This window comes from Nostoc sp. (assembly GCF_036917235.1).
GTDB lineage: Bacteria > Cyanobacteriota > Cyanobacteriia > Cyanobacteriales > Nostocaceae > Nostoc.
Window position 1 is genome coordinate 153,381 of sequence record NZ_JBALDU010000099.1, and the last position, 26,112, is coordinate 179,492.

Genomic DNA, 26,112 nt, shown 5'->3' on the forward strand with positions numbered 1-26,112 from the left:
GGGCTAGATTCTTAATTTCATTTGTGAGAGTACTTTATTCAAACTCAGGTGGCCACAGTTCTGATACCGCCAGTTCCCAACCTGGTAGCAACTCCGGTAATACAAGTGTGTCTCCATTCTCCAACATCACTGGAGTTTGGTTTAATCGGTAAACTGTTACTGTCAATTTATCAGGATCTATCAGTATGCCGACTACAGACCCAAGTTGCAAGAATAACTGAATCTTCTCTTCAAGTGGTTTGATTCTGTCGCTTTTAGATTTAATCTCAACCATCAAATCTGGAACTAACTCTACAAAGTCGCGCTTAGTCTTTTTCAATCTGTCAGCGCGGACAAACGACACATCAGGGGCACGTAGGTTCCTTTTTTCCGAGTCGCCATCTTTATCTTCTATACTCGGTATGATAAAACCAGCGCTAGAACCAGTTATACGCCCTAGTTTGCGCGACATGACCCAGTTATTCAAGAAGGTAATGAGACGAGCGCCAATTTCTTCTGACTCGTAATCTGATGGCCCCATAACTATGATTTTCCCCTCTACCAGCTCCATCTGCCATTCTGGATGCTCAGTTTGTAGCTGCTCTAAGTCTGTAATCGCAAAGGACATAATACACTAAATAACGCTTTTATATCTATCATACGTACCCTAACCTACGAAAGCTACAATGCTTGATTTCGATGCATTCAAAAATACTCGATTGTACGAGAGTATCTTGGCAAAGACTAAGCCGAAAACTGAACTAGAAACAAAGTTGAAATTAGTCCCAAAATGTATTGATAAAGGTATGAGCATTTAAGAAATAGCAGAATTTTTAGAATTAGATGCCGAAATTATTAGAAAATACCTCCAAGAAGAGTCTTAACAGTTAAGAGGATGTTTGGCAAGTGTTAAGCGCATAGTACCGTAGGTATTTTGCGTAGGCGTAGCCCGTCGCAGACATCGCTTACCATCTGGCGTAGCCAATCACAGTTTGTTATGCTATATTAAACGTAGTCGTTATGAGTTCGGGTATAAACATGACTAACCCCACAGTAGAAAACTTGGTAATTATCGGTTCTGGGCCAGCAGGGTACACAGCCGCTATCTATGCTGGACGTGCTAACCTGAAACCCGTTGTATTTGAAGGTTTCCAAGCCGGGGGTTTACCTGGTGGGCAATTAATGACAACAACGGAAGTTGAGAATTTTCCGGGATTTCCTAAAGGGATTACCGGGCCGGAACTGATGGATCAGATGAAGGCGCAGGCGGAGCGCTGGGGAGCTGAACTATATACTGAAGATGTTATCTCAGTTGACTTGAGTCAGCGTCCATTTACAGTGCGATCGCAAGAAAGGGAAATTAAAACCAACAGCATCGTCATTGCTACGGGTGCGACAGCAAAGCGTTTGGGTTTACCCAGCGAACATGAATTCTGGAGTCGGGGTATTTCCGCTTGTGCAATTTGCGATGGTGCGACACCGATTTTTCACGGTGCAGAATTGGCTGTGATTGGTGCTGGTGACTCGGCGGCAGAAGAGTCAATTTACCTCACTAAATACGGTTCCAAGGTAAATATGTTGGTACGCACGGATAAAATGCGGGCTTCTAAAGCCATGCAAGACCGCGTTTTGAGCAATCCAAAAATCCAGGTACATTGGAACACAGAAGCCGTGGATATCTTCGGTAATGGTCACATGGAAGGGGTGAAAGTCCGCAATACTAAAACTGGAGAAGAAAGCCAACTGCACGCTAAGGGTTTATTCTACGCCGTTGGTCACAGTCCCAATACCTCTTTATTTAAGGGTCAGTTAGAACTGGATGAGATAGGTTACGTTGTCACCAAACACGGTACTGTGGAAACCAGTGTTGAAGGCGTTTTTGCTGCTGGCGACGTGCAAGATCATGAGTTTCGCCAAGCAATTACGGCTGCGGGTACTGGCTGTATGGCGGCAATGTTAGCAGAACGTTGGTTGTCATCTAGTGGCTTGATTCAAGAATTCCATCAACAGCCAGAAATAGCAGACAATGAATTAGAACATCAGCCAGCCAAAAAGACTGAAGCTGAAGAAGAAGCTGGATTTAATTTGGATGGGACGCGCCATGCGGGAGGTTATGCCTTACGGAAATTGTTCCATGAAAGCGATCGCTTACTCCTAGTTAAATACGTCTCTCCTGGTTGCGGCCCTTGTCATACCCTGAAGCCAATTTTAAATAAAGTGGTGGATGAATTTGACAGCAAAATTCACTTTGTGGAAATTGACATAGACAAAGACCGAGATATAGCTGAAAATGCTGGTGTCACAGGAACGCCAACGGTTCAATTGTTCAAAAACAAGGAACTGGTGAAGGAAGTTAAAGGCGTGAAACAAAAGAGCGAATACCGCCAGTTAATTGAAAGTAATCTTTGAGATAGCAGGTATTGGGGACTGGGGAAGACTCTGCCCAATACTCAATACCCGCTAAATAAGACTGATATTTGATTTTTGAAATATACGTAGGGTGAGTTATGCTTTGCTAACGCACCCTACGTATATTTAGATTTTTTCAAAAATCAAATCGGATTGCTATACTTCGCTTAAGTGATAGGCTTGATTACCCATTCCATACAAGAAGCCGTGTACTTGAAAAAATGCGAAAGCGGACAAGTTTACTGCTCATCCTTTGCATTTTGAGATAGGTGCAAAGGATAAGAACCTAGTTCCAAAACAGTTCTATTCCTCCTTGACTGCTGAGTTAATCTAGGAGAAAAGCTTGTATTTTTAACTATTGAGCTAATTAATCTTCACGATCTTGATGACGATCGCTTGTACTTTGCTCAGTTTCTAGGAGCCGTGAAATAAGCATCTCTGGTTTTCTACTAATAATAGACCTAACTTTATCAATAGCAATTACTTCACTGATTTTCACAACCATTTCCCAGAAAGTATCTTCTTCTGTGTCTTTGTTGTAAGTTCTATGTTTAAACGACAACAAATCATCCCAAACTCCGATAATTGTGGCGAAATACCACTTATCCCTTACTAGTATCCAGATTTCTTGTTCTAAGTAAGTCTGTAAAAGAGGTTTCACAATCACTAAAGATAAAAAATATTGTGCTACATATTAAGTAAGTATCAATAGCTAAGACAACAGTTAATATACTGAAAGTGTGTCAAGTAAATCAAAAGCTGCATCATCAAGATGACTGATTCGTTGATAAACATTACCACGAGCGTTGTAGTACTCTGAATAGTTCTGAATAGTAGTTGAAAACTTTGGCAAAAATAAGGCACAATTTCACCTCTAACTCAGTCTAGCTGTGTATCTAGCGTGAAGCAGTCGGACTTTTATTCAGGATGTTTACGCAATTCCCTATCTGATATGTAAAATGGTCAGCGTATCAAGCTTTGATCCAGGCGATCGCTCTATGGCCATTACAAAACGGCGGCTACCGACATTTTTACAGTTTGGCAAAAGTCTCAATCTTTCCCAAAAACTCATGCTCATCGGGTTAGCCATTACCCTCTTTTTCATCTTCCTGGCGTTCTTTGCTCCCGTATTGCAGGCTTGGGGATGGCTGCAAAACCCGAAAGATTTTCTCTCTAATCCAATTCACGAGCCACCCTCAGCTAAACATTGGTTTGGTACTAGTCGCCTGGGTTATGATGTGTTCTCTCGGACATTGTTCGGCGCTCAAGCTGCTTTGCAGGTGGTGATTTTGGCAACGGCGCTGAGTATGATTATCGGTGTGCCTTTGGGGATGCTGAGTGGTTATCTCGGTGGGAAATTAGATAAGGTATTGCTATTTATTATGGATAGCATCTACACTCTACCAGGGCTACTGCTGTCTGTGACGTTGGCGTTTGTGGTGGGGCGTGGGATATTAAATGCAGCGATCGCTATTAGCATTGCCTACATCCCCCAATATTACCGCGTTGTTCGCAACCACACCGTGAGCGTGAAAACTGAAGTGTTTATCGAAGCTGCTCAAGCAATGGGTGCTTCCACTTGGGTTGTGCTTTCTCGTTATCTGTTTTTCAACGTCATTCAAAGCGTACCCGTCCTATTTACACTCAACGCCGCTGATGCGATTTTGGTCTTGGGCGGTTTGGGCTTTTTGGGGCTAGGACTTCCTGAAGAAGTGGCAGAATGGGGACATGATTTAAAACAAGCCCTAGAAGCTCTACCTACTGGCATTTGGTGGACTACGCTTTTCCCTGGTTTGACGATGACATTTATGGTGGTAGGGTTATCACTACTTGGCGAAGGGTTAAATGAATTTGTCAATCCCCGATTACGGAGAGAAAATAGAATCCGACAGTAATCATTGGTTATTGGTCATTATTTTTAGACAAATGACAAAGGACAAATAAACAATACAGAGATTTGTATGAAAGATAATCTAACGTTAATTGCTGCCGCTACTGGCGGGTTTATCCTTTCCGTTGCTCTTGCTGGTATCTTAAGAGGTGCGCCAATTACGGCTTGGCAGGAGCAATCGAGTTTTCGTACCACAACTGTTGCTAATTTACAGAGAGCGGAGTTGAAATCCGCGCATCTTAAAATCGGTGATGAAAACAACTTGCACTCAATAGAATAAAAATTTGAGAATTTTTTCGCGCCAAGATGCTAAGTATAGATTTACAGAAAATAATGGCGAATTGAGGGGTGAAATTGAAACGCAGAGGAGCGCAGAGGTAAGCGCAAAGGGTACGCAAAGGTTTGCTAGGTGGCTATGGTTTGGTCTGAGGATTTTAAAGTGGTGAGTTCTCAAGTAATTGGCATTGATGTCGGGGGAACAGCAATTAAGCTGGGGCGTTTTGCAGATGATGGTACTTGTCTGCAATCTTTGACTGTGGCATCTCCTCAACCAACAACGCCGGAAGCTGTGTTAGCAGTGATGGTAGATGCGATCGCACAAATCGATCCAGATAATCAAGCTGTTGCGATTGGTGTTGGTACTCCTGGCCCATCCGATGCCGCAGGACGCATTGCTAAAATCGCCATTAATTTGCCTGGATGGATCGATGTGCCTTTAGCAGACTGGTTAGAAGCTAAAACTGGCAAACCGACTGCGATCGCTAATGATGCTAATTGCGCTCTTTTGGGAGAAGCTTGGCTGGGAGCCGGTCGCCACTTTCAAAATCTGATTCTGCTAACTTTAGGTACTGGAGTTGGTGGTGCAATTATCCTTGATGGCAAACTATTTATTGGACATCAAGGAGCCGCCGGCGAATTGGGTTTAATTTCATTAAATCCCGATGGGCCAATTTGTAATAGTGGCAATCGAGGCTCTTTGGAACAATATGCCTGTGCGACTGCAATTCGCCGCCGCACTCTCAAAGAACCCATCGAATTGGGTTTTCTTGCCCAACAAGGAGATACCGAAGCATTGACTTTTTGGCAAGAATATGGTAATAGTTTGGGAATTGGTTTGACGAGTTTGATTTATGTACTCACACCGCAAGCGATCGTGATTGGTGGGGGTATAAGTGGCAGTTTTGAGTTTTTCTTACCAGGTGTGAAGGCAGAAATTGAGAAGCGAGTGCAGCCTTTATCACGAGTGGATTTACAAATATTGCCAGCAGAGTTAGGCAATTTTGCAGGGATGGTAGGTGCAGCAAAGTTGGCATGGCAACGCTATTCGGAATCTTAGATTATGGTGCAAACAATCCCAGCGAGAGATATAAGTCTTTACGAATTAGAAGAAAAATTTGGTTTGCAACTTGCCACAGATATTAACTTCTTTCCAGAATGGACAGAAAATTTACCAACTCTGACTGATGGTGAACAGCAAGCGATGGCGCGAGTGAAAAGCAACTATTTAAACTTGAATAAGCACCGTCTGATGTCAGAAGAGGCGGTAAAGATGGTAGTGCTATCTCCTTTACTCGATTTAGCTGGGTTTTATCAACCTCCTTTTGAGATTGAAACCGAGACTTCTGTGGAGATTTCTGCTGAAGACGAAAGCTTTATCGTTAAAGGAAACATTGATGTTCTTGTCATCCAAAAACGTTTTTGGGTACTTGTCATCGAATCTAAAAGCAGTAAATTTGATGTGATGACAGCCCTACCTCAAGCACTCGCTTATATGCTTGATCGTCCAAATCCTGCACAACCAATTTTTGGTTTACTAATCAACGGCAGGGAATTTGTTTTTGTCAAGTTGATTCAACAAGAACATCCTTGGTATGCCCGATCTGATGCGCTATCAATTGAACGTGATTTAGAACTACACCAAGTACTCAGTATCTTGAAGCGCCTTAGAGAATTAATTGTGCTTTTACCCCCCTGAGAACTAGGGAATGAGGCTTATCACTTACCTATACTTGCAACTCAAATCCAGGTAATATATCTTCTCCAGAAAGAATCGCCGGCATTTGCATAACTTCTACAGCTTTTTCGAGTCTGTAAATTTCCACTTGCTTATCTTGAGGATTAATTAGCCAACCCAAACGCAAACCATTTTCTATGTATTCCTGCATTTTCGCTTGGATAGGTGCAAGCCGATCTGTTTCAGAACGCAATTCAATTGCGAAATCGGGTACAAGTGGCGGAAATTTTTTTCGCTGTTCTAGTGTTAAAGCTTCCCACCGTTCTAACTTTACCCAAGCGGCATCAGGGGAACGTTTTGCACCATTTGGAAGTATAAAGATAGTTGAAGAATTAAAAACTTTGCCTAATTTAGCTTGACGATTCCAGATTTCTAAATCGGTAATTAGTCCAGCTTCTTGATTTCCGCTTTGTCCTCCTACTGGTGGCACAATTATTAATTCTCCGGCTGCATTCATTTCTAGGCTTAAATCGCTATTGGCAACACATAATTGATAAAATTGCTCATCGGTTAAATGAGCAATCGGTTCTAGATTAAGCACAACAGTATTCATTGAATCTTTCCTCGTGCCTTTATTGCTAACTTCGTTACCTTTAATTAAAAGTTTAGCAAGAGTAAGTTCCTCGTTCCCACTAAGACAAAGAATATCCTGTTGCTTTCTTAACGTATTTCACAACTTTTTCATAAGATTCAGGATTACTCACAGGGTTGATGATGATGGGAATAGTGCCATCTGGCAACCAAAAAGTTATCCTACCGTTCGGTTCATGACAAAAGGAACTGATACAGTTGAGATTAATTACATATTCATTTTTTTCGTAATTTATTCTTACCCAGTGGGCATGATCTAATTCTAATCCTGTCACACATTCTAAATAATCAAAAATCTTTTGATAATCTTCCAAATTACTTTGCGGGTTAATCACTATGGGAATGGCACTATCGGGTAGCCAAAAAGTCACCCTGCCATTGAGTTCATAACAAAAAGCATGGACACGCTCAAAATTCACCACATATTCTTTCCTCTCGTAAAGGATTTTCACCCAGTACGCCACAACATCTCCTCAAGTCCGAAATTTACGAATGATGCACCCTGGATGTCCAAATTTACTGAAGCCCTAAGTTAATGTTGCAATTAATTTTGAATTTTGAATTTTGAATTGTTATGACACCTCCAATGGTGTTGGTGTGCTAGATGTCGAAAGGGAAAGAGCGATCGCTGTTTGAATAAATCCTTTAAATAAGGGATGAGGGGTACTGGGGCGTGATTGAAATTCTGGATGAAATTGACAAGCAAGAAAGAATGGGTGCTTGGGTAATTCCACAATTTCAACTAAGCGTCCATCGGGAGAAGTACCACTGATCACATAGCCAGACTTTAACAACAGATCGCGGTAGTCATTGTTGAACTCATATCGATGTCGATGTCGTTCATAAATCACATCTTCTTGATAAAGCTTGAAAGCTAAAGTATCAGGTATAACACGACAAGGGTATAGTCCTAAGCGCATTGTACCCCCTAAATCCACTACTTCTTGCTGTCCTGGCAATAAATTAATTACGGGATCAGTTGTATAAGGGTCAAATTCGGCACTATTAGCACCTGTTAATCCCCCTACGTGCCTTGCCCATTCAATCACGGAACATTGCATACCCAGGCATAATCCCAAAAAGGGAATTTGGCGATCGCGCGCGTATTTAATGGCGGCAATTTTGCCATCTACTCCCCGAACCCCGAAACCTCCTGGTACAACTATGCCATCGACACCCTCAAGATAATTTTCAGCTGCTTCCGTTTCCAAATCTTCTGAATTTATCCAACGCAGGCGCAGTTTGCCATAGGTGGAGATTGCCGCATGATTTAGTGCTTCCACTACAGATAAATAGGCATCACTTAACTGTACATATTTACCAACAATGGCAATTTCTACCTCATGCTTGGGACTATGTAAACGTTGTACCAGGGTTTGCCACTGCGTCAAATCTGGTTTACGTTGTTCCATTTGCAGCAAGTTCAGCACTTGTTCTGCCATTCCTTCCCGTTCTAGATTTAGCGGTACTTCATAGATACTTTTGGCATCTTGGGAAGTAATGACGCATTCTTCCGGCACATCGCAAAATCCCGATAATTTCTGCTTTAATCCCTTGGGTAAGGGGCGATCGCTGCGACAAACTAAAATATCTGGTTGAATACCAATGGATCTCAGTTCTTTAACTGAATGTTGTGTCGGCTTAGTTTTCATTTCACCCGCTGAGGCAATCCACGGAACCAGCGTGACGTGCATATACAGCACATTCTGCCGTCCCACCTCTTTACGAAACTGGCGAATTGCTTCCAAAAACGGCAGTGATTCAATATCTCCCACCGTCCCGCCGATTTCTGTAATTACTACAGAAGGGTTTGTACTTTTAGCAACTCGCAGAATCCGCTCTTTAATTTCATTGGTAATATGAGGAATTACCTGGACAGTACCGCCATTGTAGTCTCCGCGCCGCTCTTTATTGATGACTGCCTGGTAAATCGAGCCAGTAGTCACACAGTTTAAGCGCGACATCGAGGTATCGGTAAAGCGTTCGTAATGCCCCAAGTCTAAATCTGTCTCCGCCCCATCCTGGGTAACGAATACTTCCCCATGCTGAAAGGGACTCATCGTGCCAGGATCGATATTAATATAAGGGTCGAGTTTGAGAATCGACACCGAATATTCGCGTGACTTGAGCAAACGCCCTAGACTTGCTGCTACAATGCCCTTACCAATACTGGAAACTACGCCTCCAGTAACAAAGATAAACTTAGTCATAGTAGTTTGAATTTCTAACAACTTCTAAAAATACATCCCGTCATTGTGCCACAGTTATTGTGGTGTAATCTTCTGTGATTTGCTGTGAAAAAACTTCTAGGATTAGTAATATTAGGCTTTATTCTCTCCTCCTCAATAGCATTGGCACAGCCATCTCTTATAGTTATTTTTCCCCAGACAAACTACCAGACAAGTGCCCAAAAAATCTTCTTTCTGGGCACTGCACCACCAGATGGTCAGGTTTTGATCAATAGTAAGCCAATTACCCGCAGCAAAGCTGGTCATTTTTCCCCTAGTTTCCCCTTGCAGTTAGGGGAGAATCTTTTTACTGTGCGTCGCCAGAATCAGGAACTTAAGATTAAGGTAATCAGGCTTAACGCTAGCCCGGAACTACCACAGGGGGTAGCCTTTGCGAAAGATTCCCTGACTCCCGCAGTTGACATTGCCAGATTACCGGGAGAAGTAATTTGTTTTAGTGCTATCGCACCCCCTAACGCTAATGTCTCTGTAACCCTGGCTAATCAAACTATTGCTCTTTTACCGCAACCTCAACAGGCACAACTACCAAGTAATTTGGCAGCTTTGACAGGACAAAATCAGCCTCATGCCCAGTCTAGCGTAGGCAACTATCAAGGTTGCACCACAATGGCAACAGCCGCCGATTTGGGAAAACCTCAATTTCAACTGATCCTTGATGGCAAGACGATAACTCAACCTGGATCTGGTAAGATTGAAATCCTCTCAAAATCGCAGTTGCCAATTTCTGAAGTTACAGTAGAGTCAGGCGTTGCTCGTACTGGCCCTAGCACCGATTACTCTCGACTTACACCACTGCCCAAAGGCACACGCGCAACGGTTACAGGTAGGGAAGGTGAATGGTTGCGCCTAGATTATGGCGCTTGGATTAATAGTAAAGAAACCCGCATTTTACCTGGTGCAGTTCCGCCACAAACAATAATTCGCAGTGTCGGATACCGTCAACTCCCTAGTGCGACAGAGATAGTTTTCCCCTTGCAAGTTCCCGTACCGGTGAGCGTACAACAAAGTGAGCAAGCGATCGCTCTTACTCTCTACAATACCACTGCCCAAACAGACATAATTCGCCTGGATGATAACCCCCTAATTTATCGCCTAGACTGGCAACAGGAAGCCCCAGGACAAGTAAAATACACCTTTAACCTCAAAAAAGCTCAACAGTGGGGATATAAGCTGAGATACGACGGCACAACCCTGGTTTTGGCTTTGCGTCATCCACCTAAAATTGGGAACACAAGACGCAAGCCTTTAGCTAATTTCAAGATTGTACTAGATCCAGGGCATGGAGGTAAAGAAACTGGTGCCAGTGGCCCAACTGGATATTTAGAAAAAGATGTGAATTTGGTGGTATCTAAGTTGCTGCGCGACGATTTGGTGAGGCGAGGGGCAACAGTAGTGATGACGCGAGAAGACGATCGCGAAGTTTCTTTAGTAGAACGTCAGGCAATTATCAGTCGAGAAGAACCGGCGATCGCTATTTCCATACATCACAATTCTCTACCCGATGATGGCGATGCTGAGAAAATTAAGGGATTCGGCGCTTTTTGGTATCAACCCCAAGCCCACAACCTCGCAATATTTTTACAGAAATATGTAGTGAAGAAACTCGGTAGACCTTCCTATGGTGTTTTTTGGGATAATTTAGCGCTGACACGTCCGGCAGCTGCGCCATCGGTGTTACTGGAATTGGGTTTTATGAGCAATCCCGATGAATTTGAGCAGGTGGTGAACCCAGAGGTACAAAAGAAAACGGCTGATGCGATCGCTCAGGGGATTACTGAGTGGGTTAGGAGTGTGCGGTAAATTTGGAGGTACAACTAGTGTTGTATTTGGTGGAGTGCGATCGCCTTGAAACATTAATAACTCTTCTAAATTTGCGATCGCCTATCTCTAATCGTAATAAGATGTAATGGGTTATACTCTGGATTTGGCAGTATATCAATCAAGTAAAATGAAAGTTTAGTCATTCCTGCGAGGTGTTCGATGACTATCTTTGACCGCCGCCGTCAACTTCAACAACAAATTGCTCAACTTCCAGATGACCAACTAACTCAGGTTGAGCAATATATAGCATTTCTTGGTTTTCAGAAAACAGTTCCATCTCAATCAGAAGTGACCAAATCACCTTCCACTGGAGGTTCGATTCTGGCATCTTTAGAGCAAGCACAGACTCCGCCCGATTCCCTTCTGGAGGATAAGAACCTAGCACAACCACCTGAAGATTTTGCTGCTAAGATCGCTGAAATAAAACAACGTGGCGATCGTTCTCAATCTGTGATCCGCCGAGGTTATACAGGTCAAGATTTGCTCAAATTTGCTGGTACTTGGCATGGAGACGACCTAGAGGAGTGCCTAGCATTTCTTGATGCAACCCGCTCAAAAGCAAAGTTTTAAGCCAATAATTTATGTATTTGCTGGATACAAATCACTGTAGTTATCTCATTAATAACAATCCTCAAGTTGTCGCAACTGCTCGAAGCTATGCTCAAGATCCTTTTGGGATTAGCATCATTAGCTATGGTGAGTTGCTCTACATGACTGAAAAATCAGAGCGTCGAGAGATGAACTTACAAGTGGTTCAAGCATTCCTGACAGAGATTGATATCTATCTGATCAACAAAGAAATAGCTGAGATATACAGTCAAATGAAGAACCGCATTTTTCGTCAAAACGGTGATTTACCAATTATTAGTTTCATATTCACTTTGTATTTTCTATCTTAACAGCTTGAGTTATTGAATCCATATAATCAATGATATTGTCAATATAAATCATCAAATCAGCCATAGAAACGTCACTCGCATGGCTATTATGATGAACAATGTTATTTCTTTTTACAACAATAGATGTAACAATATCTTTTTTGTAGACAAACCCCTCAATAGCATTTAAATCCATACCTATTTTCTTGAAGAGAGCTATTGTTCTGTATGGATTTCCTGAAATATGTTCGTCTAAGTCGTTTTTTTTAATAGATATCTTCAGAGATTCAAATTTCAAATCATTATCTTTGATATCTTTATGACGCAAAAGCTCCCACTGGACTAAATTACGCGGGATTGAGAGTTTTGAAAGTTTACTATTAATAACATCAATACGTCTAAAAGCTATTTCCTTCAGATATGACTCTAAGTATGCACATATGCTAATCAGGAATGATTTCACAAAGAAATTCAGATTATCTTCAAAAAATGGGTCTGGTTCTGAGAAGATAATTCTGTCCTGAGTTTCTTTAATAATTTCTTTCAATTTTTCAAAGAGGTTTACATATTTATCGTGAATTTCTTGCTCACTCATTAATTGCTGCCTCCAACAAATCCCCCCAAAGCTTTCTTCTTCTTAGAATTGAGCTTTTATTCTGTAAACCACTACTTAATGTTCTTTGAAAATCATCTAATTTGCAAAGCTCTTGAAATTTATTTTGAATCCTCTCTTTATTTTTAATGAGAATTTCTTTGTCAATATCACTAAAACTGTGCATTAACAGATCGTAATAAACAATTGCTTGCCGTCGTTTTTGTTTAGTTGTATCTATAAAAACATCCCTCTCAAATATTGCAACGCATTTATCTATAGTACTATTAAATTCATTTCTAAGTACCTCAATCTCTTCTAAGGTTATACTTTTTTTTAACACTGTGTATTCATCAAGATACTTTGATAATCTATCCTGGTAGTTGTCAAGTGTTCCTTTTAGTGCAAAATACCTCAAAACTAGTTCCTCAGCCTCTAGGCTATCTTTAACTTTTTTACCATCTTGACCTAAACCAAATTTTTTAACTGTTTCTAACTTAGCTAATTCAGAAAGTAGATTGTCAAATTCACCAGGATATATGGCATGTCTTATTTCTTGATCTGATAGCTTAACTGCTCCCTGATTTAGTCTCGAAAAAATTTCTCTAATTAGATATTTAGGGTTTTCTTTCCTAAGGATAATACACCTTATTGTTGTTGACTCTAGCTCTGATTTATATTGACCAATCTCCGAGAATTTTTTTCCTTCCAATTCTTTAAATGAACTAAGTCCTTCCAAAGCAAATTCATCATTAAAAAACCGAACAATAGTTGTAAGACGCTGTACACCGTCAATGACCATGTGCTTACCGTCTTCAAATTCTGCGAAATAGCAGGAAGGTAGAGGTATCCTCATTAAACAGGACTCTATAAATTTTGAAGACCGCTCCCAGCCGTCTTTATCCCATTTATATTTTCGCTGAAAGTCAGGATCTAAAATCAGCTTTGGTGACTTCGCAGTAATGCGGCTGTGTAAAGTTTCAAAAGGATAATCAATTGGATATAAATTAAGGGTTTTTTCTTCGTTGTCTTGATTCACGTTTTTCTTAGTGTGCGAGAGTTTCTTACTTTCGAGTTTGTCAAAGCATTTTTCTCCTCTGCTGCTTTGAGGCGATCGCTTTCCTACCTGCTACAGAATCAAGCATTGCTTTCTAACCTTTGTAGCTTCTGCTCTACAATAAAGTCAAGAATCTAGCAGCTTAAACAGGGGATTTATTTATGTCCCGCCCGACGCTCAGTAGCCAAGAAGTCGCCCGACGTGGAAAGGAACTCTATCAAAAAAGTATTCGTGCCAAAGTTGAGACACAAGAGAACATTGGCAAAATTATCTCGATTAATGTTGAAACAGGAGATTACGAAATCGGTGATGATTTAGTCGAAACGAGTCTTCGATTACGATCCAAGCAAACCGATGCAGCACTTTGGGGAGAAAGAATTGGTTTTGATGCCGTTTATGCAGTTGGTGGTACATTGCTGAGGACGGCACAGTGATGCACGGGACTGTACTTTGCGATCGCCCCACTGCCAAACCCAAAAGATGGAATAATGCAGAAGATAGCAAAAACAGCCCTCAATTTATTGAAAGGTGCGTTGGCGTAGTCTGTCATAGACATCGCTGATTTGCCTTCTACTCAAAAGCTAGTTGAAGTCTGGGGTAAGCTTTTGCTCATGATTACTAAGTTTTTTGGCTTGCCATAACTTAGTAACTATTACTCTACATCTGGATCGATACCCATTGCCCTGAGCCGTTCTGCTAATTGTGCAGCTTTTTGTTCTGCTTGTTCAGCCCTTTGTTCTGCTTGCTGGGCTTTTTGTCTTTGCAACTCAGCTTCTTCTTTACCAATCAGTAACAGATTTCCTTCTAAATCCCACCAGCGCAACCAAAATTGCTCAGGATTATTCAAGTAGCTTCCTTGCCATAACCCTAGTTCAACTCCTAAAGGAGTAATTGGGTAGTGGCCTCGCTCATTAGGCTGCATTTTGTGGTAAGAAAAATCTACCAGGTGATAAACTTCCAGTTTGTCATTAATAATTTCATAAATTGCATAGTAAGGAATTCGGATTATTCGCTCATATACCCAGAATTTACCAGGTTTTGCGCCTTCCCGACTACCAGCTAGAGGTAAAGGAGTAACATCTCGTTCTTCATCGCCATTACCACTAGCTAGCTCTACGGCAATCAATGGGGGTATATATTCCCGCCACAAAACGTATGAGCGGCGGTTTTTGCCATCTAGCCTTGGTGGTACACCAGGCACATAAAACCAGTCCGGTGCTGCTGCTCCTTTTTCTGGTGGTTCAGTCTCTCGCCAGTAAATACCACAATCTTGACCAATGCAATACTGTCCATCTGGATGTAGGCGTTGCAAAATTTGAGCAATTGAGTCTGTCAAAATGACGGTTTGGGGATGCTCTTGAAAATTTTTCACAAACGTACCATCCGACTCTGGTAGTTGAGTGTGATCGGGAAACTGGGGTGGTATGCCAATATCGGCAAGTGTTTCACTCATACTTTGAAAAGTATTGCAGCTATTTATTTAGTGCTTGACGCTTCCCATAAAGTGTTACTAACTAGTATAACACCTTGCTCTGTCTTGATTTCAGTGCTTTTACCCTGCCAGAACCGCTTTGATTGCGGATAGAAATATATGAAATCTTATATTTTGAAACTGTATGTATTTTAAGATAGGCGGCATGGTGGGAGCGATCGCTATTTTATTAAGTAATGGCAGTGCGATCGCCCAAGATGCACAAAGATATATCACTGTAGGACACGATCAATTAGGAAACAGTGTAGCTCTGGACACAAAAACTATTCAGGGCACTACATATAAGCTTTACGGAATCTATGGAGATGGCATCTTTGAAACTACCTTTGATGCTTCGTGCAAAGAATCGCGGCTTTTTCGGAATCGTATTGCCATTTATAGCTCAGATGGACAGCTACTTCAAGACGATCAGCAGAAAGGAGAAATAGCTTTTGTAGCCGATTCTTCACCAGGCAAAGGAATGCAACTTGTTTGTCAAAAGATTGGTGCCCGTGGTTGGTAGGTTAAGTGGGGAATGAGAAGCAGGGAGCAGGGAGAAGAATTTTCCCCTCTGCTCCCCGCACCCTGCCCCTCTGCCTCTTTTCAATGCTCCATTTCCAATACCCAGATATAAAATACTAAGGACAAAACAACGTGTCACGCGTATCTCGTCCTGTAACAGAATTAGTCCCTTTGGCAAGTTTGCACAATTTTTTTTGCTCATCGGGACGCAGCAGCGTATCGGTAAAATCTGCCCCGTCAATAATTGCACCGTCAAATCTAGCGTTAGCAGCAAAAGCACCCTCCAACAGTGCATTTGTCAAATTTGCCCTGACTAAACGAGCCGAGTCTAAAGTGGCATTTCTTAAATCAGAACCCTCCAAATTCGCAGACTCTAAATTTGCGGCAAAGAAGCTGACACCGTTCAAATTAGCGTGGCTGAAGTTGCTTTGGCGAAGATTAGCTTTAGTAAAGCTAGAGTCTGTTAAATCACGTCCAGAGAAATCAGCCTCAACCAAAATTTCTTTGTTATATTCAAGTGCCAAAGCTGTAGGAGCAAAACCGACTGTTGCGATGATGCCAACTATTCCCCACAGGAATAAGCCGAGTATGCTTGCCCAAACCTGATGTTTCATTTGATACTTCAAGCCCAGTTTTGTAGGGGATGAGTCGAGTGTAGAATCCGCTGTGCGTAGGCGTAGTCCGCCGCAGGCATCGCTTAACCTAGAATTCACAGAATTCATGATATTTATAGTCAATGGCTAACCTTCCTCCATCTCATTATCCAGATATTGGTCATTTAGGAGAAGACCTAGTAGCCGAATGGTTGCAATCTACAGGTTGGATAATTCTCCATCGTCGCTTTTCTAGCCGCTGGGGAGAAATCGATATTATTGCTGAATATGATAAAGGAGCAGTAGGAGAACTCAGCACTCAGCACTCAATATTGGCATTTGTTGAAGTCAAAACCCGCAGTTCTGGTAGCTGGGATGCAGGGGGAAGAAGCGCAATTACCCTACAAAAGCAAGCAAAAATCTGTCGTACAGCTGAAACATTCTTAGCCCAGTATCCTGAGAAGGTAGATTATTCTTGTCGATTTGATGTTGCTATTGTCTACTGTCAAAAGATACCAAAAAATCTGATTGGGGTTACAGCAAACCAGGAAGCTCTAGCGACTTCATCAGTACCCGGATATAAGTTTAAGCTGCAAGAATACATTCCGGCAGCTTTCGACTCTTTAATTGATAATGGCTAATCGGTAATAGATAAAATATCTTGATTACCAATAACCAACTATTTTGTAGTGGCGTTACAACCAAAAGTATCACGCCAAAGTTTCTGGACAGTAGCCTAAGCCTCGGACAAACTGTTGTCGAAATGCTTCAATTTCGTCTCTCTCTGGGCTACCATGAGAAACGATCGCCACTTGATAGCGACGCATCACATCCACAGGGCACTGTCCCGCTTCCAAACTCCAAAGTGCCATTTGCACCCTCATTGGCGGTTCGTAGCTAATTCCTAATTCATTTAGAAAAGCGCGAAAGTCGCCATCTTCTTGGGGCGAGACTTGACCTTTGAGTTTGATCCTAACCACCCAGCCATCAATTTGATGAATTACGGTGACGAACGAAACTGGTGTCTGGGGTCTAGCGTGGAGGTGTTGAACGACCCTCAGGGTTAGACTGGCATTTGCCAGATAGTACAAGTATTCCATGTTTGTTGGTGCTTGGGATCAAAGCCAATCCTACATATCTATATTCGTCAATAAGTGCCCCTTCCCGGTAGGGTAAAAGCCCCCGTTTTTAGATGGGGAGGTTTACCCAATTTTTATGTTAAGTTTTCCGTGTTACTTAATAGTAACAATCTTATAGCCTTGCGGCAAAACTGAGCCAAGATCCCTTAAAGTTCCTTTAGAAGAGAAAGCTTAAACTAGCTTTTTTGAGAGAGTATAAATACTAAATAAAGCAAAAACTAGTACAAGTCAATTTGAAAGATACATCTCGTCCACAAGCAAAAGATTTTGAATTAGATTGCTCGGTAGCTGGCTATGACTACGAACTACCTCCAGAACTCATTGCCCAAAACCCAGCAGTTCCTAGAGATAGCTCACGGTTACTGGTCATTAATTCTCCGACTACAGGCATCGAAGCAGCACCTCTACACCATATTTTCCATGATTTGCCTGCACTGCTGCGCTCTGGTGATTTGTTGGTTATGAACAATACAAGAGTCATTCCAGCGCGGCTTTATGGTCATAAATCCACTGGTGCGAAAATCCAAGTGTTGCTGTTGGAAGAACGGCAGCATAACTGTTGGCTAGCTTTAGTTAAGCCAGGAAAAAGCTTCAAACTGGGAGCGAAGATTATTTTTGAACCCAGACAATTAGGGATTCGGGATTATAAAGATTCTTCGCCAATCCCCAGCCCCCAACTCACGGCTACGGTTCTAGAAACAGATGCAGCAACCGGAGGGCGTTTGTTGCAATTTGATGTACCAGAGGGCAAGACTTTGGTGCAACTGTTAGAGGTATTTGGTGAAGTCCCGCTACCACCGTACATCACTACCTCTGAAGCTGCGGATGAGCAGTATCAAACAGTTTATGCTAAACAGCCAGGAGCGATCGCAGCTCCAACGGCAGGATTACACTTTACCCCAGAATTATTACAAAAGTTATGCGATCGCCAAATCAATCAAGCTTTTGTGACGTTACACGTTGGTGTAGGCACATTTCGCCCTGTGGAAGTGGAGGATGTAACTACTCATAAAATGCATGAAGAATGGATTGAAGTTCCTGCCGCTACAGTAGAGCAAATCCGCGCTACTAAAGCTGCTGGCGGTCGAATTATTGCTGTGGGAACAACGGCAGTACGTGCCTTAGAAGGTGCGGCTCAATCTGGTAATTTACAACCATTTTGCGGAAAAACAGACTTGTTTATTTATCCCGGCTACCAATGGCGGGTGGTAGATGGTTTGATTACGAATTTTCACTTACCGCGTTCCAGTTTGTTGATGTTGGTAAGTGCCCTAATTGGCAGACAACGATTATTGAATATATACAACGAAGCGATCGCTTTTGGATATCGCTTTTATTCATTCGGTGATGCCATGCTAATTTTGCCTTCAGCTGTGGAAGTTAGGAGACGCGATTCATCGCGTCTGTACAAGAGTTAGGAGTAGAGACGCGATGAATCGCGTCTGTACAAAAGTTGGAAATTGGGAATTTTTTCTTTCGTGGTGGGTACTCTGACTTATGAGGAGTTAAAAATAAGTACAGGTCTGCTATTAATGTCTGAAAAATACCTATTTTCTCATTGGTTAAATTTGTTTTGTCAGGTAACAGTCGGTGGCTGTTCTACATTTTTGATTTTGGCTGCACCGACAATTACTAATTTCCCAGTTAGCAAGCTGCTGGCAGAAACTGCAATTTCTCAGGATCTTGAAGCAGCTAGCTTTTTCCAGCAAGGAGTCACGCGCTATAACCGCCAAGACTTACAAGGTGCAGAATATGCCTTTCGCCAAGCGTTGCAGCGAGATCCTAACCTTGGGGCAGCACGAAATTATCTGGGTAATATATTTATGGAGCAAAATCGCCTGGATGTAGCTTTACAAGAATTTACAGAGGCGATAAAAGTTAATCCCAATTCTAGCGAAGCTTATTACAACTTAGGGTTAGTGTTGCACCGACAAGGAGAAAAAGATGCAGCAATTACGGCTTATCGCCAGAGCTTGGTGATAGATTCTACAAGGGTGGCAGCGCTGTATAATCTGGGTTTGTTGCTATATGAACAAGGAAAGTTAGAGGAAGCGATCGCTGCATACCAAAAAGCAATTAATCTAGATGGCAGCAATGCCAATGCTTATCTTAACTTAGCGATCGCCTTGCAACAACAAGGTCAAATCGAGCCTGCGATCGCTAATTATCGCCAAGCTTTGAAGCTAGATCCTAAAAATGCCGCAGCCTACAGCAACATGGCAAATTTGCTAGCAATGCATGGTCAAGCTCCTGAGGCTATTTCTGTTTATCGGCAAGCGATTCGTCTAAATCCAAAAAGTGCCTCAGCTTACTATAACTTGGGAGTAACTTTATATAATCAGGGCGAGTTCAAAAAAGCCAGTGGAGTCTTGAAACGCGCTCACAATGAATATCGCGAGCAAGGCAACATTGAACAAGCCCAGAAAATTGAGCAGTTAATGCAGCAAATTGCTCAGAAAACTGGGCAACAGCAACCTCAAGCCAGTCAAACAGCTACTCCTTCTCAGAATTCAGATTCTACAGTACAAACACCTGAGCCACAGACGCCAAATCAACCAGAAATACCCGCGAACCCTGGCGATGTACCTGTCTCAGTTGAACCACAATCCACTTCAACAAGTCCCGGACAATAAAAAACTCAGAGTTAAGGTAATTTGCCCTCATCCCCCAATCCCTTCTCCCAATTTTGGGAGAACAGGAGCCAATTTCAAAGTCCCTCTCCCAAGCTTGGGAGAGGGATTTAGGGTGAGGGCAAGGGATTCATGCAATAAGTCTATTCTCTACTGGAGGTTAGGTTTGAGTAAAAGTTGCACACGGCATAACTCCTAACTCCTAACTTTTTTAAATCGGCAAACGATTAATATCTTTATTGCAACCAATAACAACCATTGCTGAACCACGCTCTAAACGCTTGGTAGCATCAGGATTAATTTGAAATTTTCCATCCTGGCTTACTGCTAGCAAATTTAAACCGTAGCGGTTACGAAGTTGCAGTTCAGTGATGGTTTTGCCGTGAAATTCATCAGGCACAATCAACTCTACAATACTGTTATCTGGGTCGAGATCAAACCGATCTAGAATTGCTGGTTTGGTAAGAGTACGCGCTAGGGCACAACCCGCTTCATACTCAGGAAAAACAACATGATCTGCTCCTACTCGCCGCAACAGTTTACGATGAACTTCACTAGAAGCTTTAGCAACTACGTGAGGGACACCAGCTTCTTTCACATTTAGGGTGGTTATGATACTTTCTTGAACGTAGTTGCCAATCGCGACAATTACAGTATCAAATTCAAAAATTCCAGCTTCTTTGAGTGCGGCTGGTTCTGTAGAGTCTAGTTGCAAAGCATGACCAACTATTCCCTCAGTTAATGCTTCTGAAACTCGTTTTTCATCAATATCTGTTGCCAGCACTTGATAGCCAAAATTGTGCAGCGTGGAACAGACAGACCTTCCAAAACGACCTAACCCAATTACAGCAAATTGTTGGTTATCTTTACGTAAACTGCGAAAAAAACTTAATGATGACAGATTCACCCTTTTTATCCTTATGATGGCTCCCTGTATTTAGGGCAAAAAACGGTTATACCGCTTGAATTAAAAATTTTATTTTTGCCTTCTAATGTATATTTTATCAGTTTGGGTATTAGTTATTCTTTATCCCTATTCCTATTCCCTCTCCCTAACTATCCCACGAGTAAATTTTCTTCAGGATAGTGAATTCTGGTAGGGCGGGGATCTCCTAGTACAGCAGACATGAACAGTAAAACACCTACTCTTCCAACGTACATAGTGACGATTAAGATCAGCTTTGCTGCTGTAGAGATAGTTCCTGTAATGCCTGTAGAAAGCCCCACGGTAGCGAAGGCTGATACTACTTCAAACAAAATTTGAATAAAATCTAATGTTGGATCTGTGAGGCTAATTAAAATGGTGGCTAAAATCACGGTCGCTACCGAGCCTACTAACACACCTACAGCTTTCAAAATTAAAGTTATTGCTATCTTGCGATCGTACAACAAAACTTCTTCTTTTCCCCGGAGAATCGTTTTCGTACAACTGGTTAAAACTCTCAAAGTTGTTGTTTTCATCCCTCCTCCTGTACCACCTGGACTTGCACCAATAAACATTAGTGCAATCGTAATAAATAGACCAGCAGTAGTCATTTTGCTAATATCGATGGTGTTAAAGCCCGCAGTTCTGGGAGTAACTGATTGAAACCAAGCTACTAATATTTGGTCGCGTAAATTTAGAGAGCCAAATGTTTCAGGGTTTCTAATTTCTATACAGAAAAAGGCTATTGTCCCTATTGCTAATAATATAATGGTTGTGCTGGTTGCAACTTTAAAATCGAGTGATAACAATTGCTTTTTTAGATATTTTTTGAAAACGCGATCGCGCAACCAAAGATACATTTCCAATATTACCTGATAGCCAATTCCCCCAAAAATGATCAACATAGAGATAGTGAAGGTTACTAAGAAGGATGACTGATAGCCAATTAAGTTATCTTTAAATAAACTAAAACCAGCATTATTCCAAGCATTGATGCTATGAAAAATCGCCAGCCAAAGTCCTTGACTCCACCCATACTCTGGAACAAAAGCTGGTAGAAGTAAGAAAACTCCGGTAATTTCAAAAATTAAAGTTGTGGCAATAATTGAACGGATAACTTGGGAGCTACCACTCATCCCTGGCCGGTCTAAAGCTTGTTGAATGGCGATTTTTTGCCGCATATCAAACTTACGACCAATAAGCAAAATCAGAAATGTGGTGGTTGTCATGTAGCCCAACCCACCAATCTGAGCTAATAGGGCAATAAATAACTGACCCCAAAAGGAAAAATAAGTACCAGGATCGACTACTGATAAACCTGTGACACAAACTGCGGATGTGGAGGTAAATAGTGCCACAATGAGGTTATTCCATGTACCATCGCTAGTTGAGAAAGGCATCATCAACAGGATAGTACCAACAGCAATGACAGCCAGAAACCCCAAACAAATTGTGCGAGCGACAGTCATAATTAATTCAAAATTCAAAAAGTCAGATTTAAAATGGGTTGCCAGATGCTTGAAGCTGTAGCCCTAAGTAGGTGGATCTAAATAAATATAAGATAGTTCGTCATTGCGTTGGCGTAAGCCTTCCCGCAGGGGTACGAAGTGTTCGCGGAGCGTCTCTAAGAGTTGCAATCGCAGAGACTGAGATTGCCACGCTTCACTTCGTTCCGCTCGCAATGACATCTTATATTTTATTTAATTGCGTCTGCTTACTTATTTGGGAGAATTGACATAAATTCGACTCAGTAAAGTTTATTAAGGTAAAACTGAGAAATTTTTCCCAGAAGGATAAATCTCGGCTTACCTTCTCTGGAAGTAAAAATACCCTTATTTAATTAAAAACATACATGGTAGCCTACCAGTATGTTTTTTTGAATTCTACTTCGTCTCAATACTACTTTTTTCATGAGTGCAACACTTTACCAGCAAATTCAGCAGTTCTACGATGCTTCCTCTGGTCTGTGGGAACAGATTTGGGGCGAACACATGCACCACGGCTATTACGGTGCTGATGGCAGTCAGAAAAAAGACCGCCGTCAAGCTCAAATTGATTTAATCGAAGAACTGCTCAATTGGGCAGGGGTACAAGCAGCAGAAAATATCCTCGATGTGGGTTGTGGTATAGGTGGTAGTTCTTTATACCTAGCAGAAAAGTTTAATGCTAAGGCTACAGGAATTACTTTGAGTCCTGTGCAAGCTGCCAGAGCAACGGAACGTGCAACGGAAGCAAATTTGAGTCTGAAAACTCAGTTTCAAGTCGCCAATGCTCAAGCAATGCCCTTTGCTGACAATTCTTTTGATTTGGTTTGGTCGCTAGAAAGCGGCGAACATATGCCAGATAAAACGAAGTTTCTCCAGGAGTGCTATCGGGTATTGAAACCTGGTGGGAAGTTAATTATGGTGACTTGGTGTCATCGACCGACTGATAAGTTACCACTGACGGCGGATGAAGAAAAGCACTTGCAGGATATTTATCGGGTGTATTGTTTGCCTTATGTGATTTCTTTACCAGAATATGAAGCGATCGCACGTCAACTTCCATTAAACAATATTCGCACCGCCGATTGGTCAACCGCCGTCGCTCCCTTTTGGAATGTAGTCATTGATTCGGCGTTCACTCCCCAAGCACTTTGGGGCTTACTCAATGCCGGTTGGACTACCATTCAAGGGGCGTTATCGCTGGGGTTGATGCGTCGCGGTTATGAGCGCGGGTTAGTTCGGTTTGGGTTGTTATGCGGGAATAAGTAGAAAAGTTATTTGGGAGAAGACCGCGCTGTTTCATTACAGCGCAATCGCACTACAATTTAAAAAATTCAATGACGGCTAATGTCTACCTTCAGAAACCTTACTTTGCTGTGAAATTGCCTATAATGCCACCAGCTTCGAGCGAACAGCTAAAAAGTGTACCTGTTTCGCTATTCCCATCAACTTATTGACAAAAGACGCTTTTTCTTAAAAAGTCACGAATGCACCTGTAGAGACGTTGTATTGCAACATCTCTACATACTAGTAAATTCCACTAATAACCTTAACTAAGCGGTAAGGAATAAGAGTTACAGAGAGTTCTTGCCTAGGTGATAGCTTAGATAAGGGAATTTAGCGTGATTTTATTCAACAACTGTTACCGAAGCCCCTTCAATTGATGGAGGTACACCGGGTAATTCAAGACAGTATCCAGCACCATACACTGTCTTGATATAGCGGGGATGGCGAGGATCTGGTTCTAGCTTGGTTCTCAAGTGGCGAATATGCACTCGAATCGTTTCTATGTCATCATCAGGATCGTAGCCCCAAACTTCTCTGAGGATTTCGCTGGGAGAAACTGTTTGACCGTGGCGTTGCAGCAAGCAGTGAAGTAGCTCAAATTCCAAGTGAGTCAATTTCACCGTCTCATTGAACCATATTGCCTCAAATCTTTCGGGAACGAGGGTCAATGAGCCATAGTTGAGAATCTCACTGTGCTTTGCGGCTTGGGGAATCCGATCAGTCCGCCGCAAAAGTGCCCGCACCCGCGCCAGCAGTTCTTCAACTTCAAAAGGTTTGGTGAGGTAGTCATCTGCGCCAGCATTAAAGCCTTCCACCTTGTCCTGAGTTTGGCTCAAAGCCGTCAACATTAACACGGGAATCTCAGAGGTGCGATCGTCGCGGCGTAGGCGTTGGCAAACGGTGAACCCATCTACTCTGGGCAACATTAAATCGAGCATGATCAAGTCTGGTTGTAGCTGGAGAGCCAGCGCTTGACCTTTGATGCCATCTTCAGCTTGACTAACATCGTAGCCAGCCATTTCCAAGTTGACGGCAACTAGTTCTGAAATCGCTGGGTCATCGTCTATGACAAGAATCCTCGGCATTCTTAAAAAATTATTACTACTTATTAAGGATAATTAACAACCTTTGATAGATACAAAGATTTTTGAATCAATGATGAAAAAGTTTTTAAATCTTACATAAATATTAAGATTAAATGACTGTGAAATCAAGACTCAATTACACGAAATCTTATAGTCTATGATGTGTTATACTCCCCCCTACAATCCGTCTTGGTTTTTACAAAACGGTGTGATGATGACTGTATACACCGCTTTGTGGGGAAAACGTAACTGGCAAAGTACTACTAAAGACCCAGAACCGTCTTATCACGAGAAAATCTTCATTGGTGGTCAAGGTGTGCCAATTTTTGGCTTGGTTGCCATCCCGGAAAATGCTCATAGCACGATTATCGGCACTTATGGCATTACCGGAGAATTAAAAACAGAATGGTTTTTGAGAGTGCTAGGACGTAAAGCCTATGCTCAAGGGTATGCTGTGGTGTTATTTGATTGGCGTGCCCACGGGAAAACTGCCGAATTATCCCCGACTCTCACCTCTGATGGTTTGTATGAGGGGGAAGATTTTGTTCGCATTGCCGCCGCTGCGAAGGCAATGGGATGTCCGGGGAAATTTTGGTTTACAGGGTTTTCTTTAGGGGGGCAATTGGCGCTATGGGCGCTGAAGGTGGTTGGTGAGGTGATTAGGGAGTATGGAGATTTAGGGCTAGAAGATAGCGATATTGGCGGTGGTATGGTGATTTGTCCGAGTTTAGATTCGGAGCGATCGCTATCTTATCTGGTTACAAAGCCCTTTGGCAGATATTTGGAAGCAGGGATTGCCCAAAATTTAAAAAAACTGGCATGGCGGATTCATGATGCTCATCCTGGAAGCCTTGACCCAGAAGCGATTGAACGGGCGAATAGCATTTGGGGTTTTGACAATGAATTGGTAATTAAGCGACTTGGTTTTCCTTCCGTGGAAGCATATTACCAAGCTAGTAGTGCTTTACAAATATTGCCGCAAATCTCGAAACCGACTTTGATTCTATATGCTGCCGATGACCCACTTTTTGACCCAAGTATCATACCGGAATTAGAAGAAGCGTGCGATCGCAATTCCGCAATAGATTTGTTACTCACTCAATACGGCGGTCATGTTGGCTATTTGAGTAGCAAAGAGTGCCAGCGTCAAGTAAACGATTCTGATCCTTGGTGGGCATGGAATCGGGTTTTACAATGGTTGGAGCAACAACGAACAGAGTAATAGGCGAGACGATATTCTAGTTGCTAAGATGCTCGAAAGATGGAGTCGTATTGCTTAAAAGCCCAAAATAGAGAAGATGGCATTGACCCAGAAGCTACCACAATATCATTGGTAAACCAGCAAGAACAGAAGCAATACCTGTCCAGAGAGTAAAACGGGCAATATCTAACTCATCCAAAGCAACGCTCATTTGCCTAATTGCTAATAGCAGCGCTGCTAGTAGCAGTATAAAAAAGGCAAAGTACTCCAAATTAAGAATCATTCATCCTCACT

30 protein-coding genes are annotated in these 26,112 nt (G+C 42.2%); 15 read left to right on the forward strand and 15 right to left on the reverse strand.

The genetic code is table 11. From position 1 onward, the window contains the following. Window positions 1-34: 34 nt before the first annotated feature. Window positions 35-607, reverse strand: coding sequence for a Uma2 family endonuclease (locus V7K44_RS28480; RefSeq protein WP_334936677.1), 573 nt, complete (start codon window positions 605-607; stop codon window positions 35-37). A gap of 410 nt (window positions 608-1,017) precedes the next feature. Here V7K44_RS28480 and trxB point away from each other — a divergent pair, with 410 nt between their 5' ends. After that, window positions 1,018-2,388 (forward strand): thioredoxin-disulfide reductase, encoded by a 1,371-nt coding sequence (trxB, locus tag V7K44_RS28485; RefSeq protein WP_334936679.1) that lies wholly within the window; start codon window positions 1,018-1,020, stop codon window positions 2,386-2,388. 367 nt (window positions 2,389-2,755) lie between these two features. Here the strand turns inward: trxB and V7K44_RS28490 are convergent, their stop codons facing one another. Then, a complete protein-coding gene (locus V7K44_RS28490) occupies window positions 2,756-3,049 on the reverse strand; it encodes a hypothetical protein (RefSeq protein WP_334936681.1) in 294 nt (97 codons plus the stop codon). A gap of 337 nt (window positions 3,050-3,386) precedes the next feature. On the opposite strand from V7K44_RS28490, the gene V7K44_RS28495 reads away from it, so the two are divergent. From V7K44_RS28495 to V7K44_RS28510, 4 genes are all read left to right on the forward strand, one after another. Continuing rightward, the gene (locus tag V7K44_RS28495) at window positions 3,387-4,283 is read left to right on the forward strand and encodes an ABC transporter permease (protein WP_292726601.1); all 897 of its coding nucleotides are present in this window, start codon (window positions 3,387-3,389) and stop codon (window positions 4,281-4,283) included. 66 nt (window positions 4,284-4,349) lie between these two features. Further along, window positions 4,350-4,559, forward strand: a complete 210-nt coding sequence (locus V7K44_RS28500) for a hypothetical protein (RefSeq protein WP_334936683.1) — start codon at window positions 4,350-4,352, stop codon at window positions 4,557-4,559. Window positions 4,560-4,694: 135 nt separating this feature from the next. Beyond that, window positions 4,695-5,615: an ROK family protein gene (locus tag V7K44_RS28505; protein ID WP_334936685.1), complete on the forward strand. Its 921-nt coding sequence runs from the start codon at window positions 4,695-4,697 to the stop codon at window positions 5,613-5,615. Between the two features lie 3 nt (window positions 5,616-5,618). Then, entirely contained in the window at window positions 5,619-6,254 is a 636-nt protein-coding gene (locus V7K44_RS28510) for a type I restriction endonuclease subunit R (protein ID WP_334936687.1), read from the forward strand. Between the two features lie 28 nt (window positions 6,255-6,282). Here the strand turns inward: V7K44_RS28510 and V7K44_RS28515 are convergent, their stop codons facing one another. The 3 genes from V7K44_RS28515 to V7K44_RS28525 all read right to left on the reverse strand — a co-directional run bounded on the left by V7K44_RS28515 (window position 6,283) and on the right by V7K44_RS28525 (window position 9,094). Then, window positions 6,283-6,846: a Uma2 family endonuclease gene (locus V7K44_RS28515; RefSeq protein WP_334936689.1), complete on the reverse strand. Its 564-nt coding sequence runs from the start codon at window positions 6,844-6,846 to the stop codon at window positions 6,283-6,285. Window positions 6,847-6,925: 79 nt separating this feature from the next. Beyond that, entirely contained in the window at window positions 6,926-7,348 is a 423-nt protein-coding gene (locus V7K44_RS28520; RefSeq protein ID WP_094347562.1) for a hypothetical protein, read from the reverse strand. A gap of 108 nt (window positions 7,349-7,456) precedes the next feature. After that, window positions 7,457-9,094, reverse strand: a complete 1,638-nt coding sequence (locus tag V7K44_RS28525) for a CTP synthase (RefSeq protein WP_334936691.1) — start codon at window positions 9,092-9,094, stop codon at window positions 7,457-7,459. Between the two features lie 84 nt (window positions 9,095-9,178). On the opposite strand from V7K44_RS28525, the gene V7K44_RS28530 reads away from it, so the two are divergent. From V7K44_RS28530 to V7K44_RS28540, 3 genes are all read left to right on the forward strand, one after another. Then, window positions 9,179-10,933: an N-acetylmuramoyl-L-alanine amidase gene (locus V7K44_RS28530; protein WP_334936693.1), complete on the forward strand. Its 1,755-nt coding sequence runs from the start codon at window positions 9,179-9,181 to the stop codon at window positions 10,931-10,933. A gap of 180 nt (window positions 10,934-11,113) precedes the next feature. Beyond that, window positions 11,114-11,524 carry a hypothetical protein gene (locus V7K44_RS28535; protein ID WP_334936695.1) on the forward strand — a complete coding sequence of 137 codons (411 nt, stop codon included), beginning with the start codon at window positions 11,114-11,116 and terminating at the stop codon, window positions 11,522-11,524. Window positions 11,525-11,535: 11 nt separating this feature from the next. Continuing rightward, the gene (locus V7K44_RS28540) at window positions 11,536-11,853 is read left to right on the forward strand and encodes a type II toxin-antitoxin system VapC family toxin (RefSeq protein WP_334936697.1); all 318 of its coding nucleotides are present in this window, start codon (window positions 11,536-11,538) and stop codon (window positions 11,851-11,853) included. On the opposite strand, the gene V7K44_RS28545 is transcribed toward V7K44_RS28540, so the two are convergent. After that, window positions 11,831-12,427, reverse strand: a complete 597-nt coding sequence (locus V7K44_RS28545; protein WP_334936699.1) for a HEPN domain-containing protein — start codon at window positions 12,425-12,427, stop codon at window positions 11,831-11,833. The two genes, V7K44_RS28540 and V7K44_RS28545, sit on opposite strands and share 23 nt — an antisense overlap. Then, entirely contained in the window at window positions 12,420-13,463 is a 1,044-nt protein-coding gene (locus V7K44_RS28550) for a DUF262 domain-containing protein (protein WP_334936701.1), read from the reverse strand. The genes V7K44_RS28545 and V7K44_RS28550 overlap by 8 nt, the downstream gene beginning before the upstream one ends. A gap of 179 nt (window positions 13,464-13,642) precedes the next feature. On the opposite strand from V7K44_RS28550, the gene V7K44_RS28555 reads away from it, so the two are divergent. Beyond that, entirely contained in the window at window positions 13,643-13,915 is a 273-nt protein-coding gene (locus tag V7K44_RS28555) for a hypothetical protein (RefSeq protein WP_334936703.1), read from the forward strand. Between the two features lie 218 nt (window positions 13,916-14,133). Here V7K44_RS28555 and V7K44_RS28560 read toward each other — a convergent pair whose 3' ends face one another. After that, window positions 14,134-14,934 carry a Uma2 family endonuclease gene (locus V7K44_RS28560; protein ID WP_334936705.1) on the reverse strand — a complete coding sequence of 267 codons (801 nt, stop codon included), beginning with the start codon at window positions 14,932-14,934 and terminating at the stop codon, window positions 14,134-14,136. 163 nt (window positions 14,935-15,097) lie between these two features. Here V7K44_RS28560 and V7K44_RS28565 point away from each other — a divergent pair, with 163 nt between their 5' ends. Beyond that, window positions 15,098-15,475 (forward strand): hypothetical protein, encoded by a 378-nt coding sequence (locus V7K44_RS28565; RefSeq protein WP_334936707.1) that lies wholly within the window; start codon window positions 15,098-15,100, stop codon window positions 15,473-15,475. 115 nt (window positions 15,476-15,590) lie between these two features. Here the strand turns inward: V7K44_RS28565 and V7K44_RS28570 are convergent, their stop codons facing one another. Next, a complete protein-coding gene (locus V7K44_RS28570) occupies window positions 15,591-16,088 on the reverse strand; it encodes a pentapeptide repeat-containing protein (RefSeq protein ID WP_334936858.1) in 498 nt (165 codons plus the stop codon). Between the two features lie 122 nt (window positions 16,089-16,210). Between V7K44_RS28570 and V7K44_RS28575 the strand changes: the two genes are divergently transcribed. Then, window positions 16,211-16,708: a YraN family protein gene (locus V7K44_RS28575; RefSeq protein ID WP_334936709.1), complete on the forward strand. Its 498-nt coding sequence runs from the start codon at window positions 16,211-16,213 to the stop codon at window positions 16,706-16,708. 69 nt (window positions 16,709-16,777) lie between these two features. Here the strand turns inward: V7K44_RS28575 and V7K44_RS28580 are convergent, their stop codons facing one another. Then, entirely contained in the window at window positions 16,778-17,167 is a 390-nt protein-coding gene (locus tag V7K44_RS28580) for a hypothetical protein (protein WP_012412259.1), read from the reverse strand. Between the two features lie 245 nt (window positions 17,168-17,412). On the opposite strand from V7K44_RS28580, the gene queA reads away from it, so the two are divergent. Further along, window positions 17,413-18,624, forward strand: coding sequence for a tRNA preQ1(34) S-adenosylmethionine ribosyltransferase-isomerase QueA (gene queA, locus V7K44_RS28585; RefSeq protein WP_334936860.1), 1,212 nt, complete (start codon window positions 17,413-17,415; stop codon window positions 18,622-18,624). A gap of 114 nt (window positions 18,625-18,738) precedes the next feature. Then, window positions 18,739-19,839, forward strand: a complete 1,101-nt coding sequence (locus V7K44_RS28590) for a tetratricopeptide repeat protein (RefSeq protein ID WP_334936711.1) — start codon at window positions 18,739-18,741, stop codon at window positions 19,837-19,839. 208 nt (window positions 19,840-20,047) lie between these two features. Here V7K44_RS28590 and V7K44_RS28595 read toward each other — a convergent pair whose 3' ends face one another. From V7K44_RS28595 to V7K44_RS28605, 3 genes are all read right to left on the reverse strand, one after another. Beyond that, window positions 20,048-20,743 (reverse strand): potassium channel family protein, encoded by a 696-nt coding sequence (locus V7K44_RS28595; RefSeq protein ID WP_292726573.1) that lies wholly within the window; start codon window positions 20,741-20,743, stop codon window positions 20,048-20,050. A 149-nt stretch (window positions 20,744-20,892) separates the two neighbouring features. Continuing rightward, window positions 20,893-22,230 (reverse strand): TrkH family potassium uptake protein, encoded by a 1,338-nt coding sequence (locus V7K44_RS28600; protein ID WP_334936713.1) that lies wholly within the window; start codon window positions 22,228-22,230, stop codon window positions 20,893-20,895. A gap of 63 nt (window positions 22,231-22,293) precedes the next feature. Further along, window positions 22,294-22,449 carry a hypothetical protein gene (locus V7K44_RS28605; RefSeq protein ID WP_334936714.1) on the reverse strand — a complete coding sequence of 52 codons (156 nt, stop codon included), beginning with the start codon at window positions 22,447-22,449 and terminating at the stop codon, window positions 22,294-22,296. Between the two features lie 222 nt (window positions 22,450-22,671). Here V7K44_RS28605 and V7K44_RS28610 point away from each other — a divergent pair, with 222 nt between their 5' ends. Beyond that, complete coding sequence (locus tag V7K44_RS28610) at window positions 22,672-23,514, forward strand: methyltransferase domain-containing protein (protein WP_334936716.1); 843 nt, start codon at window positions 22,672-22,674, stop codon at window positions 23,512-23,514. 359 nt (window positions 23,515-23,873) lie between these two features. Here the strand turns inward: V7K44_RS28610 and V7K44_RS28615 are convergent, their stop codons facing one another. Beyond that, window positions 23,874-24,617 carry a response regulator transcription factor gene (locus V7K44_RS28615; protein WP_334936718.1) on the reverse strand — a complete coding sequence of 248 codons (744 nt, stop codon included), beginning with the start codon at window positions 24,615-24,617 and terminating at the stop codon, window positions 23,874-23,876. A 157-nt stretch (window positions 24,618-24,774) separates the two neighbouring features. Here V7K44_RS28615 and V7K44_RS28620 point away from each other — a divergent pair, with 157 nt between their 5' ends. Beyond that, on the forward strand, window positions 24,775-25,839 hold the full coding sequence (locus V7K44_RS28620) for a YheT family hydrolase (RefSeq protein WP_334936720.1): 1,065 nt from the start codon (window positions 24,775-24,777) through the stop codon (window positions 25,837-25,839). Between the two features lie 94 nt (window positions 25,840-25,933). On the opposite strand, the gene V7K44_RS28625 is transcribed toward V7K44_RS28620, so the two are convergent. Further along, a complete protein-coding gene (locus V7K44_RS28625; protein ID WP_334936722.1) occupies window positions 25,934-26,101 on the reverse strand; it encodes a hypothetical protein in 168 nt (55 codons plus the stop codon). Window positions 26,102-26,112: the final 11 nt, after the last annotated feature.

What these genes read in the sequence shown, in the direction of transcription:
- V7K44_RS28480 (WP_334936677.1), bottom strand. Translation starts at nt 607, where the DNA reads ATGTCCTTTGCGATTACAGACTTAGAGCAGCTACAAACTGAGCATCCA.
- trxB (WP_334936679.1), top strand. Translation starts at nt 1,018, where the DNA reads ATGACTAACCCCACAGTAGAAAACTTGGTAATTATCGGTTCTGGGCCA.
- V7K44_RS28495 (WP_292726601.1), top strand. Translation starts at nt 3,387, where the DNA reads ATGGCCATTACAAAACGGCGGCTACCGACATTTTTACAGTTTGGCAAA.
- V7K44_RS28500 (WP_334936683.1), top strand. Translation starts at nt 4,350, where the DNA reads ATGAAAGATAATCTAACGTTAATTGCTGCCGCTACTGGCGGGTTTATC.
- V7K44_RS28505 (WP_334936685.1), top strand. Translation starts at nt 4,695, where the DNA reads ATGGTTTGGTCTGAGGATTTTAAAGTGGTGAGTTCTCAAGTAATTGGC.
- V7K44_RS28510 (WP_334936687.1), top strand. Translation starts at nt 5,619, where the DNA reads ATGGTGCAAACAATCCCAGCGAGAGATATAAGTCTTTACGAATTAGAA.
- V7K44_RS28515 (WP_334936689.1), bottom strand. Translation starts at nt 6,846, where the DNA reads ATGAATACTGTTGTGCTTAATCTAGAACCGATTGCTCATTTAACCGAT.
- V7K44_RS28525 (WP_334936691.1), bottom strand. Translation starts at nt 9,094, where the DNA reads ATGACTAAGTTTATCTTTGTTACTGGAGGCGTAGTTTCCAGTATTGGT.
- V7K44_RS28535 (WP_334936695.1), top strand. Translation starts at nt 11,114, where the DNA reads ATGACTATCTTTGACCGCCGCCGTCAACTTCAACAACAAATTGCTCAA.
- V7K44_RS28540 (WP_334936697.1), top strand. Translation starts at nt 11,536, where the DNA reads ATGTATTTGCTGGATACAAATCACTGTAGTTATCTCATTAATAACAAT.
- V7K44_RS28545 (WP_334936699.1), bottom strand. Translation starts at nt 12,427, where the DNA reads ATGAGTGAGCAAGAAATTCACGATAAATATGTAAACCTCTTTGAAAAA.
- V7K44_RS28555 (WP_334936703.1), top strand. Translation starts at nt 13,643, where the DNA reads ATGTCCCGCCCGACGCTCAGTAGCCAAGAAGTCGCCCGACGTGGAAAG.
- V7K44_RS28560 (WP_334936705.1), bottom strand. Translation starts at nt 14,934, where the DNA reads ATGAGTGAAACACTTGCCGATATTGGCATACCACCCCAGTTTCCCGAT.
- V7K44_RS28565 (WP_334936707.1), top strand. Translation starts at nt 15,098, where the DNA reads ATGTATTTTAAGATAGGCGGCATGGTGGGAGCGATCGCTATTTTATTA.
- V7K44_RS28570 (WP_334936858.1), bottom strand. Translation starts at nt 16,088, where the DNA reads ATGAAACATCAGGTTTGGGCAAGCATACTCGGCTTATTCCTGTGGGGA.
- V7K44_RS28575 (WP_334936709.1), top strand. Translation starts at nt 16,211, where the DNA reads ATGGCTAACCTTCCTCCATCTCATTATCCAGATATTGGTCATTTAGGA.
- V7K44_RS28580 (WP_012412259.1), bottom strand. Translation starts at nt 17,167, where the DNA reads ATGGAATACTTGTACTATCTGGCAAATGCCAGTCTAACCCTGAGGGTC.
- V7K44_RS28590 (WP_334936711.1), top strand. Translation starts at nt 18,739, where the DNA reads ATGTCTGAAAAATACCTATTTTCTCATTGGTTAAATTTGTTTTGTCAG.
- V7K44_RS28600 (WP_334936713.1), bottom strand. Translation starts at nt 22,230, where the DNA reads ATGACTGTCGCTCGCACAATTTGTTTGGGGTTTCTGGCTGTCATTGCT.
- V7K44_RS28605 (WP_334936714.1), bottom strand. Translation starts at nt 22,449, where the DNA reads ATGTCATTGCGAGCGGAACGAAGTGAAGCGTGGCAATCTCAGTCTCTG.
- V7K44_RS28610 (WP_334936716.1), top strand. Translation starts at nt 22,672, where the DNA reads ATGAGTGCAACACTTTACCAGCAAATTCAGCAGTTCTACGATGCTTCC.
- V7K44_RS28615 (WP_334936718.1), bottom strand. Translation starts at nt 24,617, where the DNA reads ATGCCGAGGATTCTTGTCATAGACGATGACCCAGCGATTTCAGAACTA.
- V7K44_RS28620 (WP_334936720.1), top strand. Translation starts at nt 24,775, where the DNA reads ATGATGTGTTATACTCCCCCCTACAATCCGTCTTGGTTTTTACAAAAC.
- V7K44_RS28625 (WP_334936722.1), bottom strand. Translation starts at nt 26,101, where the DNA reads ATGATTCTTAATTTGGAGTACTTTGCCTTTTTTATACTGCTACTAGCA.